At 37.0% G+C, this 15,074-nt stretch carries 16 protein-coding genes; 11 read left to right on the top strand and 5 right to left on the bottom strand.

Annotation, left to right across the window (positions count from 1 at the left end):
- Window position 1: 1 nt before the first annotated feature.
- Genes MHH95_RS01375 through MHH95_RS01365 form a run of 3 tightly spaced genes read right to left on the bottom strand, consistent with a single transcriptional unit; the run spans window position 2 to window position 1,792 of the window.
- Window positions 2–835, bottom strand: a complete 834-nt coding sequence (locus tag MHH95_RS01375) for an RluA family pseudouridine synthase (protein WP_340726162.1) — start codon at window positions 833–835, stop codon at window positions 2–4.
- A 59-nt stretch (window positions 836–894) separates the two neighbouring features.
- A complete protein-coding gene (locus tag MHH95_RS01370; protein ID WP_191699461.1) occupies window positions 895–1,365 on the bottom strand; it encodes a thioredoxin family protein in 471 nt (156 codons plus the stop codon).
- 1 nt (window position 1,366) lies between these two features.
- A complete protein-coding gene (locus MHH95_RS01365) occupies window positions 1,367–1,792 on the bottom strand; it encodes a disulfide formation protein C (protein WP_340726161.1) in 426 nt (141 codons plus the stop codon).
- Window positions 1,793–1,919: 127 nt separating this feature from the next.
- On the opposite strand from MHH95_RS01365, the gene MHH95_RS01360 reads away from it, so the two are divergent.
- The 5 genes from MHH95_RS01360 to MHH95_RS01340 all read left to right on the top strand — a co-directional run bounded on the left by MHH95_RS01360 (window position 1,920) and on the right by MHH95_RS01340 (window position 7,252).
- Window positions 1,920–3,461, top strand: a complete 1,542-nt coding sequence (locus MHH95_RS01360; protein WP_191699463.1) for a carbon-nitrogen hydrolase family protein — start codon at window positions 1,920–1,922, stop codon at window positions 3,459–3,461.
- Between the two features lie 102 nt (window positions 3,462–3,563).
- Entirely contained in the window at window positions 3,564–4,067 is a 504-nt protein-coding gene (locus MHH95_RS01355) for a sigma-70 family RNA polymerase sigma factor (RefSeq protein ID WP_340726160.1), read from the top strand.
- Window positions 4,067–5,347 (top strand): DUF4179 domain-containing protein, encoded by a 1,281-nt coding sequence (locus MHH95_RS01350; protein WP_340726159.1) that lies wholly within the window; start codon window positions 4,067–4,069, stop codon window positions 5,345–5,347. The genes MHH95_RS01355 and MHH95_RS01350 overlap by 1 nt, the downstream gene beginning before the upstream one ends.
- Before the next feature lie 134 nt (window positions 5,348–5,481).
- Complete coding sequence (locus MHH95_RS01345) at window positions 5,482–6,594, top strand: GAF domain-containing sensor histidine kinase (RefSeq protein WP_340726158.1); 1,113 nt, start codon at window positions 5,482–5,484, stop codon at window positions 6,592–6,594.
- Between the two features lie 10 nt (window positions 6,595–6,604).
- Window positions 6,605–7,252 carry a response regulator gene (locus tag MHH95_RS01340; RefSeq protein ID WP_191699467.1) on the top strand — a complete coding sequence of 216 codons (648 nt, stop codon included), beginning with the start codon at window positions 6,605–6,607 and terminating at the stop codon, window positions 7,250–7,252.
- A 52-nt stretch (window positions 7,253–7,304) separates the two neighbouring features.
- Here MHH95_RS01340 and MHH95_RS01335 read toward each other — a convergent pair whose 3' ends face one another.
- Complete coding sequence (locus MHH95_RS01335; protein WP_340727284.1) at window positions 7,305–8,612, bottom strand: hemolysin family protein; 1,308 nt, start codon at window positions 8,610–8,612, stop codon at window positions 7,305–7,307.
- Between the two features lie 428 nt (window positions 8,613–9,040).
- Complete coding sequence (locus tag MHH95_RS01330) at window positions 9,041–9,250, bottom strand: YheE family protein (protein WP_340726157.1); 210 nt, start codon at window positions 9,248–9,250, stop codon at window positions 9,041–9,043.
- A gap of 107 nt (window positions 9,251–9,357) precedes the next feature.
- Here MHH95_RS01330 and MHH95_RS01325 point away from each other — a divergent pair, with 107 nt between their 5' ends.
- The 6 genes from MHH95_RS01325 to MHH95_RS01300 all read left to right on the top strand — a co-directional run bounded on the left by MHH95_RS01325 (window position 9,358) and on the right by MHH95_RS01300 (window position 15,035).
- Window positions 9,358–10,503, top strand: coding sequence for a DUF445 family protein (locus MHH95_RS01325; RefSeq protein ID WP_340726156.1), 1,146 nt, complete (start codon window positions 9,358–9,360; stop codon window positions 10,501–10,503).
- 22 nt (window positions 10,504–10,525) lie between these two features.
- A complete protein-coding gene (locus MHH95_RS01320) occupies window positions 10,526–10,870 on the top strand; it encodes a YlbF family regulator (protein ID WP_191699470.1) in 345 nt (114 codons plus the stop codon).
- Between the two features lie 527 nt (window positions 10,871–11,397).
- Complete coding sequence (locus tag MHH95_RS01315; protein WP_340726155.1) at window positions 11,398–12,900, top strand: coproporphyrinogen III oxidase; 1,503 nt, start codon at window positions 11,398–11,400, stop codon at window positions 12,898–12,900.
- A gap of 275 nt (window positions 12,901–13,175) precedes the next feature.
- Window positions 13,176–13,424: a DUF3006 domain-containing protein gene (locus MHH95_RS01310; protein ID WP_340726154.1), complete on the top strand. Its 249-nt coding sequence runs from the start codon at window positions 13,176–13,178 to the stop codon at window positions 13,422–13,424.
- A gap of 115 nt (window positions 13,425–13,539) precedes the next feature.
- Window positions 13,540–14,328 carry an HAD family hydrolase gene (locus tag MHH95_RS01305; RefSeq protein ID WP_340726153.1) on the top strand — a complete coding sequence of 263 codons (789 nt, stop codon included), beginning with the start codon at window positions 13,540–13,542 and terminating at the stop codon, window positions 14,326–14,328.
- Between the two features lie 332 nt (window positions 14,329–14,660).
- Entirely contained in the window at window positions 14,661–15,035 is a 375-nt protein-coding gene (locus MHH95_RS01300) for a DNA polymerase III subunit delta (RefSeq protein WP_340726152.1), read from the top strand.
- The last annotated feature ends 39 nt before the right edge of the window (window positions 15,036–15,074 follow it).

The raw sequence follows: 15,074 nt of genomic DNA, 5'->3' as shown, positions 1-15,074 counted from the left end.
TTCAATTATCTTTTACAATAATCTGCTCATTTAAAAATGGGTGCATAAATGAAAGTTGAATTGCGTGCAGGGCATAATCGCCAGAAGCAGTTTCACGTGCACCGTACATTGTATCCCCAACAATCGGGTGACCTAAGTGAGCCATGTGCACGCGGATTTGATGGGTACGTCCTGTTTCTAGAACGACATGGACAACACATGTCCCTTTAAAACGATTTACTACCTCATAATGTGTAACGGCAGATTGTCCATTCGGGGCTACAACTCTACGTGTATTGTGATGACGGTCTTTACCAATTGCGGCTTTAATCGTACCACTATCTGTACGTAAGTTTCCTTGAACTTCAGCAGCATACGTACGGACGATTGTTTTTTCTTCAATCATACGATCAAAAATAGACTTCGCTATCGGATGTTTGGCAACAAGTAATAAGCCGTTCGTTCCTTGATCCAAACGATGTACATGCTCAGCGTAATGTCCCCCATTATCGACAATATGGCGCATTACATGATTCATACAAGTATCACTGTCCATTGGCTCATTTGGATGAGTAGCCATCCCTTTAGGCTTTGATACGATTAAGCAATGCTCGTCTTCATAGCGTACAGTCACTTCACATTTATCTGTTGGGATATAATTAGACGCGGGGATATCGAAAGCAAAATGAATTGTCGTCCCTTTCTCTAAAGGCTCTTTCCATAGTACTGGTTCATCATTTAATGTTACTGCTTTTGCCATGCGTAATTCATGGACAATCTTTTTTCCTAAACGCCATTTCGTACGTAAGAGCTCTTCTACAGTTAAGCCGTTTTCATTGATTGTATATGTGAACATTGTAAATTCCTCCAAATGAAAAATCGTGCTCATGAAGAACACGATTTTATTAATACTTCTTATTTTAACACAACATCATTAAAGAATTGGCGCGTTGTTTCATTAGGAGCGTCACCTTCTAAACGGGCAACTTCTTCACCGTTTTCGAAGTAAATAAGTGTTGGTGTTGCTGTAATATTATAAGTATCCCATTCATTAGTATACTCAAGAATATTTAATTGATCCACTTGAATATCCATCTCGTCAGCAATAGGCATAAGCTTCGGTGTATAATTTTTACAATGCGAGCATTCAGGACTGAAGAAATAGCCGACAACCCCTTCACCTGATTCAATTTTCTTTGCTAATGCATCTGGTAAAATGATATTTTGATAATTCTCATCATCCAAAAGATCAATTGTAGATTGTTTTAGATTTTTCGTGCCGTAAGGGTTATCCTCTAATTTCTCACTATTTTTCATATTTGTCAGTATAATAATTCCAGCGAATAATAAAACTATTACTGCACCGACAATTGCTAATTTCTTCATCCTAATTTTCCTCCTTTAAAACTTTTAACATATAAAAACTAATAATTGCAATAATAGTAAAAGCCGTAAGTGCTAAAAATGGAATCGTGATAAAGCCAAGCCAGTTAATGTATTGACCTGTACATGGCACACGTCCACATGCAGGGGCTGTATCCTGCAAAAAATCCAGTTTTTGTAACCCATAATGGTATAATGATGTTAAAGCACCAATCGTTGAGAACACGGCTGTAGTCATGGCGATTCTAGCATTTTTTTGTATGTATGCTATTGTAGCAATAATAACAATGGGATACATGAGGATACGCTGATACCAACATAATGCACATGGTTCGTAACCCCGTATTTCTGAAAAATATAAAGATCCAAGGGTCGCTGTTAATGATACTACCCAAATGACGAGCAAGGCATTTTCGAGTTTTTTAGACATACTGTTACCTCTATATTCATAATTTAATCTCAATTGATTATAGTTTGAATTCGAGAAAAAGTAAATTACTACGTTTATGGAGTGCTATGAAAAGGAAAGTCTATATATGTATGGAGGGGGAGTTATTATGACAGATGCATTAGATATGTCCAAATTTGAAAAACCAATGATTATACGAAATATGACAGTAGAGGATATAGATGCGATATTAGAAATTCAGCGCATATCTTTTCCAGGTATGGAGCCGTGGGAGCGGGCACATTTATATAGTCATTTAACAATTTTCCCGGAAGGACAAATTGTTGCAGAGTTAGATGGAAAGGTGATCGGTTCATGCTCGAGCCTACGTATAAACTTTGATGAATACGATGATCGCCATACGTGGAATGATATTACAGATAACGGCTTTATCACAAACCATGATCCAAATGGCTATAATTTATATGGAATCGAAGTAATGGTGCATCCAGAATATCGCCGTATGAAGGTAGGGCAAAGGCTTTATGAGGCACGTAAGGACTTGGCTCGTACACTCAATTTAAAGTCTATTATTATTGGAGGACGTATTCCGAATTATCATGTACATTCGAATGAGATGAGTCCACGTGAATATGTAGACGCGGTAAGCCGCCATAAAATATATGACCCGGTGCTGACATTCCAAATGATGAATGGCTTTATTTTAATGCGTATAAATCCGAATTATTTAACAGATGATGTTGCATCAGGAAAGTACGCAACGTTATTGGAATGGCATAACGTAGATTATCGTCCGCTCTCGAAGCGTCACTTTAAAACAAGTTATCCAGTACGTATTTGTGTTGTCCAATATATGATGCGTGCAATTGATTCCTTTGAGGATTTTGCAAAACAGTGTGAGTACTTTGTTGATGTAGGCTCTGATGCGGGTTCAGACTTTGTCGTATTCCCGGAAATTTTCACAACACAATTAATGAGCTTTTTAAATGAAAAATCACCTTCGCAGGCAGTCCGTAAACTGACAAAGTATACACCTGAATACATTGAATTATTTACAAGCTTAGCGGTTCGCTACAATGTGAATATCATTGGCGGTTCTCATTTTGTTGAGGAAGAGGATGAGGAGATTTACAATATCGCTTATTTATTCAGACGTGACGGGACGATTGAAAAACAATATAAAATTCACATTACACCAAATGAACGTAAATGGTGGGGAATCAGTAATGGCGATAAGGTCCGTGTGTTTGATACCGACTGCGGCAAGATTGCAATTCAAATTTGCTATGATATTGAGTTTCCGGAACTTGCTCGAATTGCAACAGATATGGGCGCGAATATTATTTTCACACCGTTCTGTACAGAAGACCGCCAAGGCTATTTACGAGTGCGCTACTGTGCTCAGGCGCGTGCAGTTGAAAACCAAATTTATACAGTTATTTCTGGAACCGTGGGGAACTTGCCTGAAACGGAAAATATGGATATTCAATATGCACAATCAGGCATTTTTGCGCCGAGCGATTTTGAATTTGCCCGAGACGGCATTGTAGGCGAAACAAGCCCGAACTTAGAAATGGTTCTCATTGGAGACGTCGACTTGGAAATTTTACGTCGCCAGCGTCAAGATGGGACAGTAAAGCATTTAAAAGACAGACGTCATGACGTATATCGTGTTGAATATTTAAAGTAAATTTAATGGGAATTCTGCTATTGTAAAAGATAGCAGAATTTTTTTATGTGGACTGAACGAAACATATGTTACAAATGTCTAATAAGTAGGGAGGTGTCTTTCATGGATGAGCAGGAACTTATAAAAAGTGCGATTGCTGGTAACGAACGAGCAATTGTTGAAATGTTAGAGAGCTATGAAGACGGATTGTATAAAATAGCTTTTGCATATTTGAAAAATGAATATGATGCAGTCGATGCGATTCAGGAAATGACGTACCGTTGCCTAAAAAAAATACATACAGTCAAACAACCCGAATATTTGCAGACATGGCTTATTCGTATTTTGATTAATATTTGTCTTGATATGAAAAAGAAACAAGCTCGTTATGATTTGAAGGAAGATATAGAAATACCGAATGAAGAGGTCCATCCTTTAGAGCTTGCAGATGTTATAGCGGAGCTGCCGATTGAACAGCAAGAACTTATATATTTACGATTTTTTAAAGATTTAAAAATGAAAGACATCGCTCAAATTCAACAAGTATCAGAAGGAACAATTAAATCTCGTTTGCACCATACGCTTAGAAAACTTCGAGGGATTTTAATAGAAAGAGGTGAACGATAATGGATGATAAGCTAAAGGAATATTTAAATAAGCTTAACACCCCAAATGAAGCATTAGCAGCAGCGAGAGCCCAAGCAATCATGAAAAAAAGAGCGGACCAAAAAAGGCGAAATTATTGGACAGCTACCATTATCTCAGCTGCAGTCATCTGTCTTTTTATTTTGTCCATACGTTTTTCACCGACAATCGCATATGCCGTATCAAAGGTACCGGGATTAGAAACGATTGTCGAGCTCATTTCTCATAATAAGGGAATTGAGGATGTGTTGGAGCAAGGGTATAATGAGAAAGTTTATGCATCAGCTGAACAATATGGGGTCAAGGCAGTAATTGAAGAGGTTATAGCAGATGAAACAGGAATGTTCATTATGTATCGGTTAAGCAGTGAACAGGATTTGAGTAAATATAAAAAAATTAGTTTAAGCGTACTTCAAAACGGAGAACCCGTAAAAGCAGGTGTGGGATTTAGTACATTTATGGATGAGGAAACATATGAATTTGCGAATTCGATTGAAGTTGTTTCAAGCGAAGGCATGGATTATAGTGAACGGAATTTCGAAGTGCAATTCATGTTAAATGATGAAACGCTCCGTGTTCCTTTTGAATTGAAAAATAAAATTAAGCAAACGAAAGTTTATGCAGTTAATGAACAGTTGGAAATAGAAGGGCAGCGTTTTACTGTAAAAGAAGTCCAGATTTCACCACTGCGTGTAGGGATTCAAATAGCGGTTGATCCTATAAACGACAAACGTATATTAAGCTTTAATTCAATTGAACTGATGGACGAAAATAATGAGATTTGGAGTGAAGTTTCGAATGGCGTTACGGGTCATGGCACAACGGATGAAAATGTAATGACTCATTTTTTACAAAGCAATTATTTTAGAGAGCCTAAGTCACTGACATTAAAAATTTCTGAAGTGGAAGCTTTACCTAAAGGGCAGGATTATATGGAAGTTAATTTTGAGAAGCAAGAAGTAATTTTTGCTCCTGACTTTATTGATTTATCAAAGGTTGAAGTATATCCAAAAAAGTTAAGAGTACAATATAAGCCAGCAAACATGACACATTACCGTCAACTATTAGGTACTGCAATTGATGCGACAGGGAAAGAATTAGGTGAAATGAATTCATCCGTGTCGGGAATGGATGGAAATTATCACGAAGTCACTGTTAGCTATGATATTGAAAAATACGTTAGTCCAGTTAAAATTTATTTTAATAGTTATCCTTCTTATTTAGAAGGGGCAGCAGAAATTATCATTCCAATGCAAGAGTAACTTGTGAGTAAAGGGTGTCCCGTTAAGTTTTGGGACACTCTTTTCATTCAAAAGTATGAGGTGTGTAGCGGTGCGAACTGATTAAATGAAATGGTATGATAGAGAAAAGTGAATGATGCAAAGGAAGAGTCAGAATGCCAAAAGACCATTCGAATATTGCAATATTGAAAGAGATTGCAGAGTTATTAAATGAAGAGACCGAAATGATTCCAATGTTAAATGGGGCACTTTCAAAATTTTTAAGTGGAACAAAATTTGAAACGGGTTGGATTTTCTTTATTGATGAAAGAGGAAAATCGGAGCTTGTAGTGAAGCAAAACTTACCGGATGCGCTTAGCTACAATGATTGTCAGCATTTAAAGCGCGGTGGATGCTGGTGTGTTTCACGCTTCCGCAATGAGGAACTGGAAAAAGCTTCGAATATTATTGAGTGCCAACGAATTGAAAGCGCGATAGAAGCGAATGTTGGCGAGCATAGCGACATTACACATCATGCGACAGTACCATTGCAATCCGGTCAGGAACGTTTTGGATTACTAAATGTTGCATCGAGAAATACAGTACGCTTTAGCGATGAGGATCTGGACTTACTGGAATCAGTCGCATTTCAAATGGGCTCTGCGATAAAGCGCATATATTTAACAAATGAACAGCAGGAAATTGCCCTTGTGCAGGAGCGAAACCGCTTGGCTCGTGATTTACATGATTCTGTTAATCAGTTGCTCTTTTCGGTAACTTTAACTGCAAGAGCAGGGATTGAAATGAGCGAGCAGCCGGATATTAAGGAAACGTTTAAAGATATCCAACAGCTTACACAAGAAGCCCTGACGGAAATGCGTGCACTTATATGGCAATTGCGTCCAAAAGGATTGGAAAGTGGACTCATTGAAGCGATAAAAGTATATGCTGAAATGCTGAATTTGAAATTGGCGGTCAATGTTTCAGGTGTTATCCAATTTCCTTCAAGAATAGAAGAAACGCTATTTAGAATTGCGCAGGAGGCCTTAAATAACGTGCGTAAACATGCTGGCGTTACACAAGCAGAAATTTATATTAGCGTAACAGCTACGGATGTATTACTGGTTGTTAAAGATGAAGGGCAGGGCTTTAATATTGAGGCTCATCGCCATATACCTTCAATTGGATTGCAGTCAATCATTGACCGGGTTCATGCAGTAGGTGGGACCGCTGATTGGGTAAGTGAGATCGGAAAAGGGACAGAGTTATTAATTCGTTTACCATACTAGGGGGAGTTCGATGATACGAGTATTAATTGCAGATGATCATCATGTTGTACGCAGAGGACTATTATTCTTTTTAAAAACACAAAAAGATATTGAAGTTGTAGGGGAAGCCAAAAACGGGCTAGAAGCAATTGAGCTGGTAGAGAAATTTGCACCGCATATTGTACTTATGGATTTGGTCATGCCAGAGATGGACGGTATTCAGGCGACAAAAAAAATAAAAAGTAAGTGGCCAGATACGAAAGTACTTATGCTCACAAGTTTTTCGGATAAGGACCATGTGCTGCCGGCGATGGAAGCTGGTGCATCAGGCTATCAATTAAAGGATATTGAGCCAGATGATTTAGTAGAGTCGATTCGGCAAATTATGCGCGGCGAAAATACAATTCATCCGGAAGCTACATCACAGTTAGAAGAAGGGCTTCGAGAAGACGAAAATAAGCCTCATATTTTAAATCCGCTTACACCAAGGGAAAAGGATGTACTGGCTGAATTGACAAAAGGGAAAAGCAATAGAGAGATTGCATCATCACTTTATGTAACAGAAAAAACTGTGAAAACACATATTTCTAACATTTTTACAAAGCTTCAAGTTCAGGATCGTACCCAGGCAGCTCTTTACGCTGTGAAGCATAATTTAACGGAAACGAACGATGGATAAGTTCATAAATTAAAAAGAACGCAACCTTACTAAAAGGTGCGTTCTTTTTGAATTATACTTCTTCGTCTATTGTTTCAGAATTGGGAAGCTTAGTTACTTCTAAGTATAAGATGTGGTGGCCGTCCAATTCGGTAACTTTGAATTGGTAGCCTTGTTCATCGATTGTATCGCCTACTTGCATATCAAAACGCTGTGTCATAAACCAGCCGCCGATTGTATCGATATCTTCATCTTCAATTGTTGTCCCTAAAATATCATTCATATCTTGCAATAACATTTTAGCATCAAAGATGTAGTGGTTTTCTGAAATCTCCTGAATTTCAGGAATTTCATCTTCATCAAACTCATCTTGAATATCACCGATAATTTCTTCGATAATATCTTCAATTGTAACTAAACCGGATGTCCCACCGTATTCGTCCATTAAAATGGCAAGGTGAATACGTTCATTTTGAATTTTTAATAATAAATCACTAATTGGAATCGTTTCAATTACACGAATAACGGGTTGCATATATTCTTCGACAAGCTTATCACCATTTGTTGGATCTTTAATATAGGCTGTCAATAAATGCTTCATATTGACAAGACCAATGACGTGGTCTTTGTCACCGTCTGTAATTGGGTAACGCGTATATTGTTCAATACCCATTACTTCAAATACTTCGCGAATTGTTTGACCTTTTTCAATACTGATTATTTCAGTTCGAGGTACCATTATCTCTTTCGCAATACGATCAGAAAACTCAAAAATACTATTTACGTATTCATATTCAGAATGGTTAATTTCCCCACCCTTGAAGCTGTCTGATAAAATCATGCGAAGCTCTTCTTCAGAGTGCGCTTCTTCAGATTCAGAAATCATTTTTAAGCCAAAAAGTCCAGTTAATGCACGTGCTGATCCGTTTAGAGCACGAATAAAAGGGTACATAATATTATGGAATAAAATTAATACTCCAGATAGCTTTAATGTTACGGCTTCTGCTTTTTGAATAGCGAGAGTTTTTGGTGCTAATTCCCCTACGACAACATGTAAAAACGTTACGAGTGAGAAGGCAACAATAAATGAAAGAACAGATGTGATACTACCGCTTAAGCCGAAGAACTCGAATACTGGATGAAGAAGAATTTCAAAAGTCGGTTCTCCTAACCATCCTAGTCCTAATGCAGTAATCGTAATTCCTAACTGACAAGCAGATAAATACTCATCTAAGTTTGAAATTACCTTTTTTGCTCTAATTGCAGATTTGTTACCCTCTGCAACGAGCTGGTCAATTCTTGTTGTCCTTACTTTAACTATTGCAAACTCAGTTGCAACGAAAAATGCCGTAGCGGCAATTAAGATAGCAAATGCTATCAACCTAATGGTTAGTTCGATTCCTATGTCTACGTCCAACTATATTCCCTATTTGCGGCGCAAATGAGCGTGGCAAATAAAGAGTACACCTCCTAAAAAAAATTTAATAATATAATCATAAAATATTTACGTAAAAAAAACAATTTTTCAATTTGAAATTTGAGGAAATAATTTGTTTTTAATTAATGGGGAAATTATAGCGTTATTTATAATTTTAATAATATACAATCGAATTAATAGAAAATTGAAATTTTAGTAAATCTATGCTAATGTGAAGAGGTAGATAGTGATAATTTAGTAGACGGGAAATATAAAAAATAGCCAGCAAATACATATACCCGTAGCCAGCTACTAAATTATGATTAGCTCGAAACGCGCATAAAGGAGGGAGCATCCGAGTAGTAATAATCGGATGCTCCCTCTTTAATTTTTTATTCATATACATGAAAAAGCATTAATTCATGAATCACTTTTTCAATATTTTCCCTTTGGTCTTCTGAAGGACCTTCACCAATAAATTGAATACTACCATCTTTATAATACTCTGCTGCATAACGATTCTGCTCATAGAAGAAACTAATTGACCAGCCCGGTATTTGACTATTTTCAAATAGGGGTTTATAGCTAAAATGTTGAATCATGAAACTTCCCTCCCAATTTAATCGTACAGAAAGTAGTACATTGTTGCAATTTATCTTTTAAAAAATTAATAATAGAACATACACATGTTGAAGAAAGAGTGAGCAAAATGGGAGAATTTATTTCGTTATTATTCCTGCTTGGTGTTGTAGGCGCTGCTGTTGGTGCAGCGACAAACTATATGGCGATTAAGATGTTATTTAGACCATATAAGCCAATATACTTTAAAAAGTGGAAGTTGCCATTGACGCCGGGCTTGATTCCAAAGCGTCGAGAAGATTTGGCGATTCAGCTCGGAAAAACAGTTTCGGAGTACCTACTGACACCTGAAACGATTAAAAAGAAATTTTTATCTGAGGAAATACGCACAAATGTTTTAACCTTCGCACAGAATAAAGTAGCGCAAGAAGTATTTACAAACGAAAAAACAATTAATGATTGGATTCACTTAGCAGGTTTTACACAATTACCACAATCGGTTGAGGGAAAAGTCAATGACATTATCCATACTCAATTTATTTCCGTGAAAAATACATTATCTACGAAATCAATTAGAGAGTTATTACCTGATGATTTGGAGCCGGTATTGGATCGGAAAATTGATGAAGCGGTCATACAAATTTTGAAAAAGGGCGAAGATTATTTCTCGTCACCAGAAGGTACGATGACAATCAAAAATATGCTGGATGACTTTTTATCGACGAAAGGCTCTTTTGGTGGAATGATTCAGATGTTTTTAGGGGATTCTTCATCACTTGTGGATAAAGTGCAACGGGAACTCATAAAGTTTCTACAGGCGCCAGGGACCGCTTCACTTTTACACCGTATTTTCATAGCAGAATGGGAAAAAATTAAAAATCGTCCTGCAATGGACTTTATGAATGATGTGAATTTTGATACGATTGAAGCTAATGTCCAAAGCTATGCAAAAAATGCATTAGCATTGGAAACACGCCTGGATAAAACAATTAATGACTATTGGCCAAAAGGGAAAGCGTGGGCTACTAATGATTTACTACCGAAAATAATGGATAAAGCATTTTTAGCTGCTGAAGGAAAACTTGAAGACGTATTAAAACGTCTGAATTTAGCTGGAGTTGTCCGTGAGCAAGTAGATTCCTTCCCGATTGCCAAATTAGAAGAGCTCGTGCTAGGTATTATTAGTAAAGAGTTAAAATTAATTACGTGGCTAGGTGGTATTATAGGTGGTCTTGTCGGGATCATTCAAGCGTTAATCGTCTTTATGACGAACTAAAATTAGAAAGTAGGACTATTACATGATCAATATTTATGAAGATATTAATAAATTGGAAGCAACATTCCGCAAGACTGATGAGTTTCAAAATTTACAAAAGGCAGTAGAGACAGTACGTGAAGATGAAGAGGCAAAAGTATTGTTTACAAACTTCCGTGATGTTCAATTGAAGATGCAAGATAAACAAAATGCTGGTGAAGAGATTACTGAAGAAGAATATGTATTTTTACAGAAAACAGCACAACTAGCTCAACAAAATGTGAAAATTTTAGAAATGCTTGAAGCTGAAATGGCGTTAAGTGCAGTGATTCAAGAAATTAATCGTATTATTACACAGCCAATCCAATCTTTATATGATGGACTATAAAAAGGAAGAGGAGCACAGTTAAACTGTGTTCTCAGACTGTAGACAAACTCGAAGAAATTCGGGATTGCCTACAGTCTTTTTTATTAAAATAAAGTTAACTAATGAAAACCGTTGATTTCCATTGCGGGACCGATGCTTTCCCCGGGCACGGCTCCAGCTAACTAAATTGTGCCTACAACGGCAGGCACAATTCAGTGGATCTTCCGCGCGCGCTATTCCCGGTGGAGTCACGGTCCCTCCACTCCAATCAACTTATTCATCGCTTTAAATAAAGTGAGATACGATATCTACGATGACTAGTAATCAATCAAATCAATGAACATGAACAACTTATTCCTGCTAAGCATCTAGTAAAAATTTATAAAAAGACAAAAGGCCTTTTTTTGTTTTGCAATTAAAAAGTGAAAGTTTGTTTAATAAGAAGTGTCAAATAATATATGTAATAATTCATTTTTCTCTTATAGAGGTTTTTTTGTTACAATGAGATAGATTTTTATTATTTAAAATTAAGAAAGTAGAGAAATGTTATGAAAACAATTCATATAAATGAGCAGTTTAAAGAAGATTGGACGCGTGTTCTTAATCATATAGCAAATTTATTTTACGAAGACTCCGTTATTCAAATTGAGCAGGATGGTTCGGATATGTCGATTGAATTTAACAAAGCAATCGATGAAAATTTTACGATTTCCACTTATGCCAAACTTTTAGTGGATGGTCAAGAATATACGAGTGATTATTCCATTCAGTATACGACTGAAGGAACTGAGAAAGAGCAAAGTATCCGAATGAAACGTGCATTGTCACATGTCATGCTTGATGTACTTGAACAATATTCAGGTATGGTACAGCAATGGGGGATACTGACAGGAGTACGTCCAACAAAGCTTTATCATAAATATCGTAAAGCCGGTATGAATGATGAGCAGATTGCCGCGGTACTAAAAGAGGATTACCGAATTTCAGATCAAAAGATCGCATTGATGAAAGCGATTGTTGAGCGTCAACTTACGATTATTCCTGATTTGGATGAGCTTGGAAAGGAAATTTCAATTTATATTGGGGTACCGTTTTGTCCGACAATGTGTGCTTATTGTACATTCCCGGCCTATGCGATCCAATCAAATCGTAAGGCAGGACGCGTAGAGAAATTTATCGATGGCCTTCACATTGAACTACGTGAAATGGGTAAATGGCTGACAGAAAAAAATATGCGCATTACTTCGATTTACTGGGGTGGGGGCACACCGACTTCTATTGAGGCGCATGAAATGGATGCATTATATAAAACAATGTTTGATGCATTCCCGAATCCCGAGTCCATTCGTGAAATTACGGTAGAAGCAGGACGCCCGGATACAATTACACCGGAAAAAATCGAAGTGCTGAAAAAATGGGGCATTGACCGTATTTCCGTTAACCCACAAAGCTATACGCAAGAAACATTAAAAGCGATTGGCCGTCATCATACTGTTGAAGAAACAGTAGAGAAGTTTTGGCTGTCACGGAATTCCGGTATGAACAATATTAATATGGATTTGATTATCGGCTTACCGAACGAAGGCATTAAAGAATTTAAACATTCTTTGGAAGAATCGGCTAAAATGCAACCGGAAAGCTTAACTGTTCATACACTGAGCTTTAAACGTGCTTCCGAAATGACTCGAAATAAGGATAAGTATAAAGTTGCCGACCGTGAGACAGTTGGGGAAATGATGCAGATGGCAACAGAATGGACAGCTGAAAACGGCTATGTACCGTATTATTTATACCGCCAGAAAAATATTCTAGGTAACTTAGAAAATGTTGGCTATTGTAAACCGAAAGAAGAGTCGATCTACAATATAGTCATTATGGAAGAAGTGCAAACAATTTTAGGTATTGGCTGTGGGGCATCCTCTAAGTTTGTGCATCCTGAAACAGGCAAGATTACACAATTCCATAATCCGAAAGATCCTGCCGCATACATTTTGACATTTGAAGAATCAATTGCAAAGAAAATAGCTATTTTAGAGGAGCTATATTCTTGATTAGTTAGGTCCTATACAAATAGCACAGCCACTTTCTGAGGTATGTGCTATTTGTTGTTTTTACCGAGTGGAGAAACAGGAAACGATTGTCATCACACCAGATTGGGTATCATATGAAATAGATACACAGCAGTGTATTGAGGGGGGCAACGAGGTGAATCCCATTGCCAAATGCACGAAGCAGTATCCAAGTTAGCTTGTTAGTAATGGTGCGTGTGAAGAGACTTTTGTAATTTTAAACAGTCAAAGTATATAAAGCGAAGGGGGAGATTGTAGTGAATGAAAATAAATATACGCTGGATCGATTTGAAGGAGATTATGCAATTTTTTTAAAACGTCCTCAAGAAACGGACCAACTTTTAATCCACCGTGATGAAATGTCAGTAGAGGTGAAAGAAGGGGACATTGTAGAAATTCAAGATGATGGCTTTGCGTATACGATTAAATTATTACCGGAAGAAACAGCTGATCAAAAACAGCGTGTTAACAATTTATTAGAGCAATTAAGGAATAAGAATCAGTAAGCACAGTACGGTAACAGTTGTTTTAAAAAGTTAGAAAAATCAAAAAGTATCGGAAACTATACGCTTCTATATGGTAGAATATATGAGTACATATATTAATTTTAGGAGCATAACAATGGCAATTAAAACAATTATATTCGATTTAGATGATACTTTATTATTTGATCAAAAATCTGTAAAAACGGCATTTGAAAAAACGTGTGACTATGCAGCAACTATAAAAAATGTAGACTCCCGAGAATTGGAAGAGGCGGTCAAAATAGCGGCTCGTGGATTGTATGAAAGCTATCCTACATACGACTACACAGTCTTAATCGGAATAAACCCTTTTGAGGGGCTTTGGGGGACATTTGATGACCCTACACAACAATTTCAACAGATGAAGGAAATTGTGCCTGCATATCGTGCCCTAGCTTGGACAAACGGTTTAGCGACAGTTGGGATTGAAGATGCTGAGCTAGGCGCGGAACTTGGAGAGCGTTTTGTTGAAGAACGTAAAAAAGCCCCGTTTTTCTATGAAGATACTTTTGAGGTGTTAGATCAATTAAAAGGGAAATACGAGTTAATTTTACTTACAAATGGAGCACCAAGCCTACAAAATTTAAAGTTGGAGATTACACCTGAAATTGTCCCTTATTTTGACCATATCATTATTTCAGGAGACTTTGGTAAAGGTAAGCCAGATGCTTCTATATTCGAATTTGTTATGGATAAAGCAGGTTTAACAAAAGATGAAGCCATTATGGTGGGTGATAACTTAATGACGGACATTTTAGGTTCATCTCGTGTCGGTATGCGCAACGTTTGGATTAACCGTGAAAACAAACCTAAAAACCCCGATGTAGTGCCAACTTTTGAAGTTACATCATTAACTGAGTTTTTACAGTTATTAAAGTCGATATAAAATTGAAGAGCTTGTGACAAAACGAAAACTATCTATTTTTTCAAAAAAGAAATAGATAGTTTTCTGCTTCTGGCAAAATTGATTTCCGTTACGGGGACGCTTTCCGGGGGCACGGCCTGAGCCTGTAGTCTCAGGCGTCGTGCGGTTCCCCCCAGGAGTCGCCCCTTCACTCCAATCAATTCATAGAGTATCAAATTCTTAATAAGATTATTTTCCTTATAAAAAGAAAATTCTACTTATGTCTCAGCCTCTTTATTTCGTACATAAGAATGAATTTTCTGATTATTTATGTTATCATAATTAATAAGAAACTAATGAAAGAGGTTCTTCCTATGGGAAATGCTAATACATATCGCTGTGAAAACTGTAACCGAACAAATGAATCTATCCAAGTGAATAGAGTGATATTAGCTCATCATACGGCAAACCTTTGTTTAACTTGCGAACATGTACTTACTTTACCTAAAAATGAAGACCGCTTTTTCCAACTCATACGTAATAAAAAGAGACAGCACTCCAATATTGAGATGCAAAAGGCGCACCGGACTTTAACGGCTTTTATTGCAGTTGGTGTTTTGTTTTTAGTTGTAATTGCAGCATTGGCTGTAACACAAAACAATGGCTTCTCTACTCAAGCATTTCAGGAAATACAGTTAGATCCGATGAATCAGCAATTGACGTTCTTACATTTAAAGTCATTCAATTAAAATATACAGGAATCACAATAAAGAGCATCGCAAATTTTT

The sequence above is a fragment of the Solibacillus sp. FSL K6-4121 genome (genome assembly GCF_038002585.1).
Taxonomy (GTDB): domain Bacteria; phylum Bacillota; class Bacilli; order Bacillales_A; family Planococcaceae; genus Solibacillus; species Solibacillus faecavium.
The sequence above is the reverse complement of the archived record's forward strand: the minus strand, read 5'-3'. Positions and strand labels throughout refer to the sequence as shown.

What these genes read in the sequence shown, in the direction of transcription:
- MHH95_RS01375 (WP_340726162.1), bottom strand. Translation starts at nt 835, where the DNA reads ATGTTCACATATACAATCAATGAAAACGGCTTAACTGTAGAAGAGCTC.
- MHH95_RS01370 (WP_191699461.1), bottom strand. Translation starts at nt 1,365, where the DNA reads ATGAAGAAATTAGCAATTGTCGGTGCAGTAATAGTTTTATTATTCGCT.
- MHH95_RS01365 (WP_340726161.1), bottom strand. Translation starts at nt 1,792, where the DNA reads ATGTCTAAAAAACTCGAAAATGCCTTGCTCGTCATTTGGGTAGTATCA.
- MHH95_RS01360 (WP_191699463.1), top strand. Translation starts at nt 1,920, where the DNA reads ATGACAGATGCATTAGATATGTCCAAATTTGAAAAACCAATGATTATA.
- MHH95_RS01355 (WP_340726160.1), top strand. Translation starts at nt 3,564, where the DNA reads ATGGATGAGCAGGAACTTATAAAAAGTGCGATTGCTGGTAACGAACGA.
- MHH95_RS01350 (WP_340726159.1), top strand. Translation starts at nt 4,067, where the DNA reads ATGGATGATAAGCTAAAGGAATATTTAAATAAGCTTAACACCCCAAAT.
- MHH95_RS01345 (WP_340726158.1), top strand. Translation starts at nt 5,482, where the DNA reads ATGCCAAAAGACCATTCGAATATTGCAATATTGAAAGAGATTGCAGAG.
- MHH95_RS01340 (WP_191699467.1), top strand. Translation starts at nt 6,605, where the DNA reads ATGATACGAGTATTAATTGCAGATGATCATCATGTTGTACGCAGAGGA.
- MHH95_RS01330 (WP_340726157.1), bottom strand. Translation starts at nt 9,250, where the DNA reads ATGATTCAACATTTTAGCTATAAACCCCTATTTGAAAATAGTCAAATA.
- MHH95_RS01325 (WP_340726156.1), top strand. Translation starts at nt 9,358, where the DNA reads ATGGGAGAATTTATTTCGTTATTATTCCTGCTTGGTGTTGTAGGCGCT.
- MHH95_RS01320 (WP_191699470.1), top strand. Translation starts at nt 10,526, where the DNA reads ATGATCAATATTTATGAAGATATTAATAAATTGGAAGCAACATTCCGC.
- MHH95_RS01315 (WP_340726155.1), top strand. Translation starts at nt 11,398, where the DNA reads ATGAAAACAATTCATATAAATGAGCAGTTTAAAGAAGATTGGACGCGT.
- MHH95_RS01305 (WP_340726153.1), top strand. Translation starts at nt 13,540, where the DNA reads ATGGCAATTAAAACAATTATATTCGATTTAGATGATACTTTATTATTT.
- MHH95_RS01300 (WP_340726152.1), top strand. Translation starts at nt 14,661, where the DNA reads ATGGGAAATGCTAATACATATCGCTGTGAAAACTGTAACCGAACAAAT.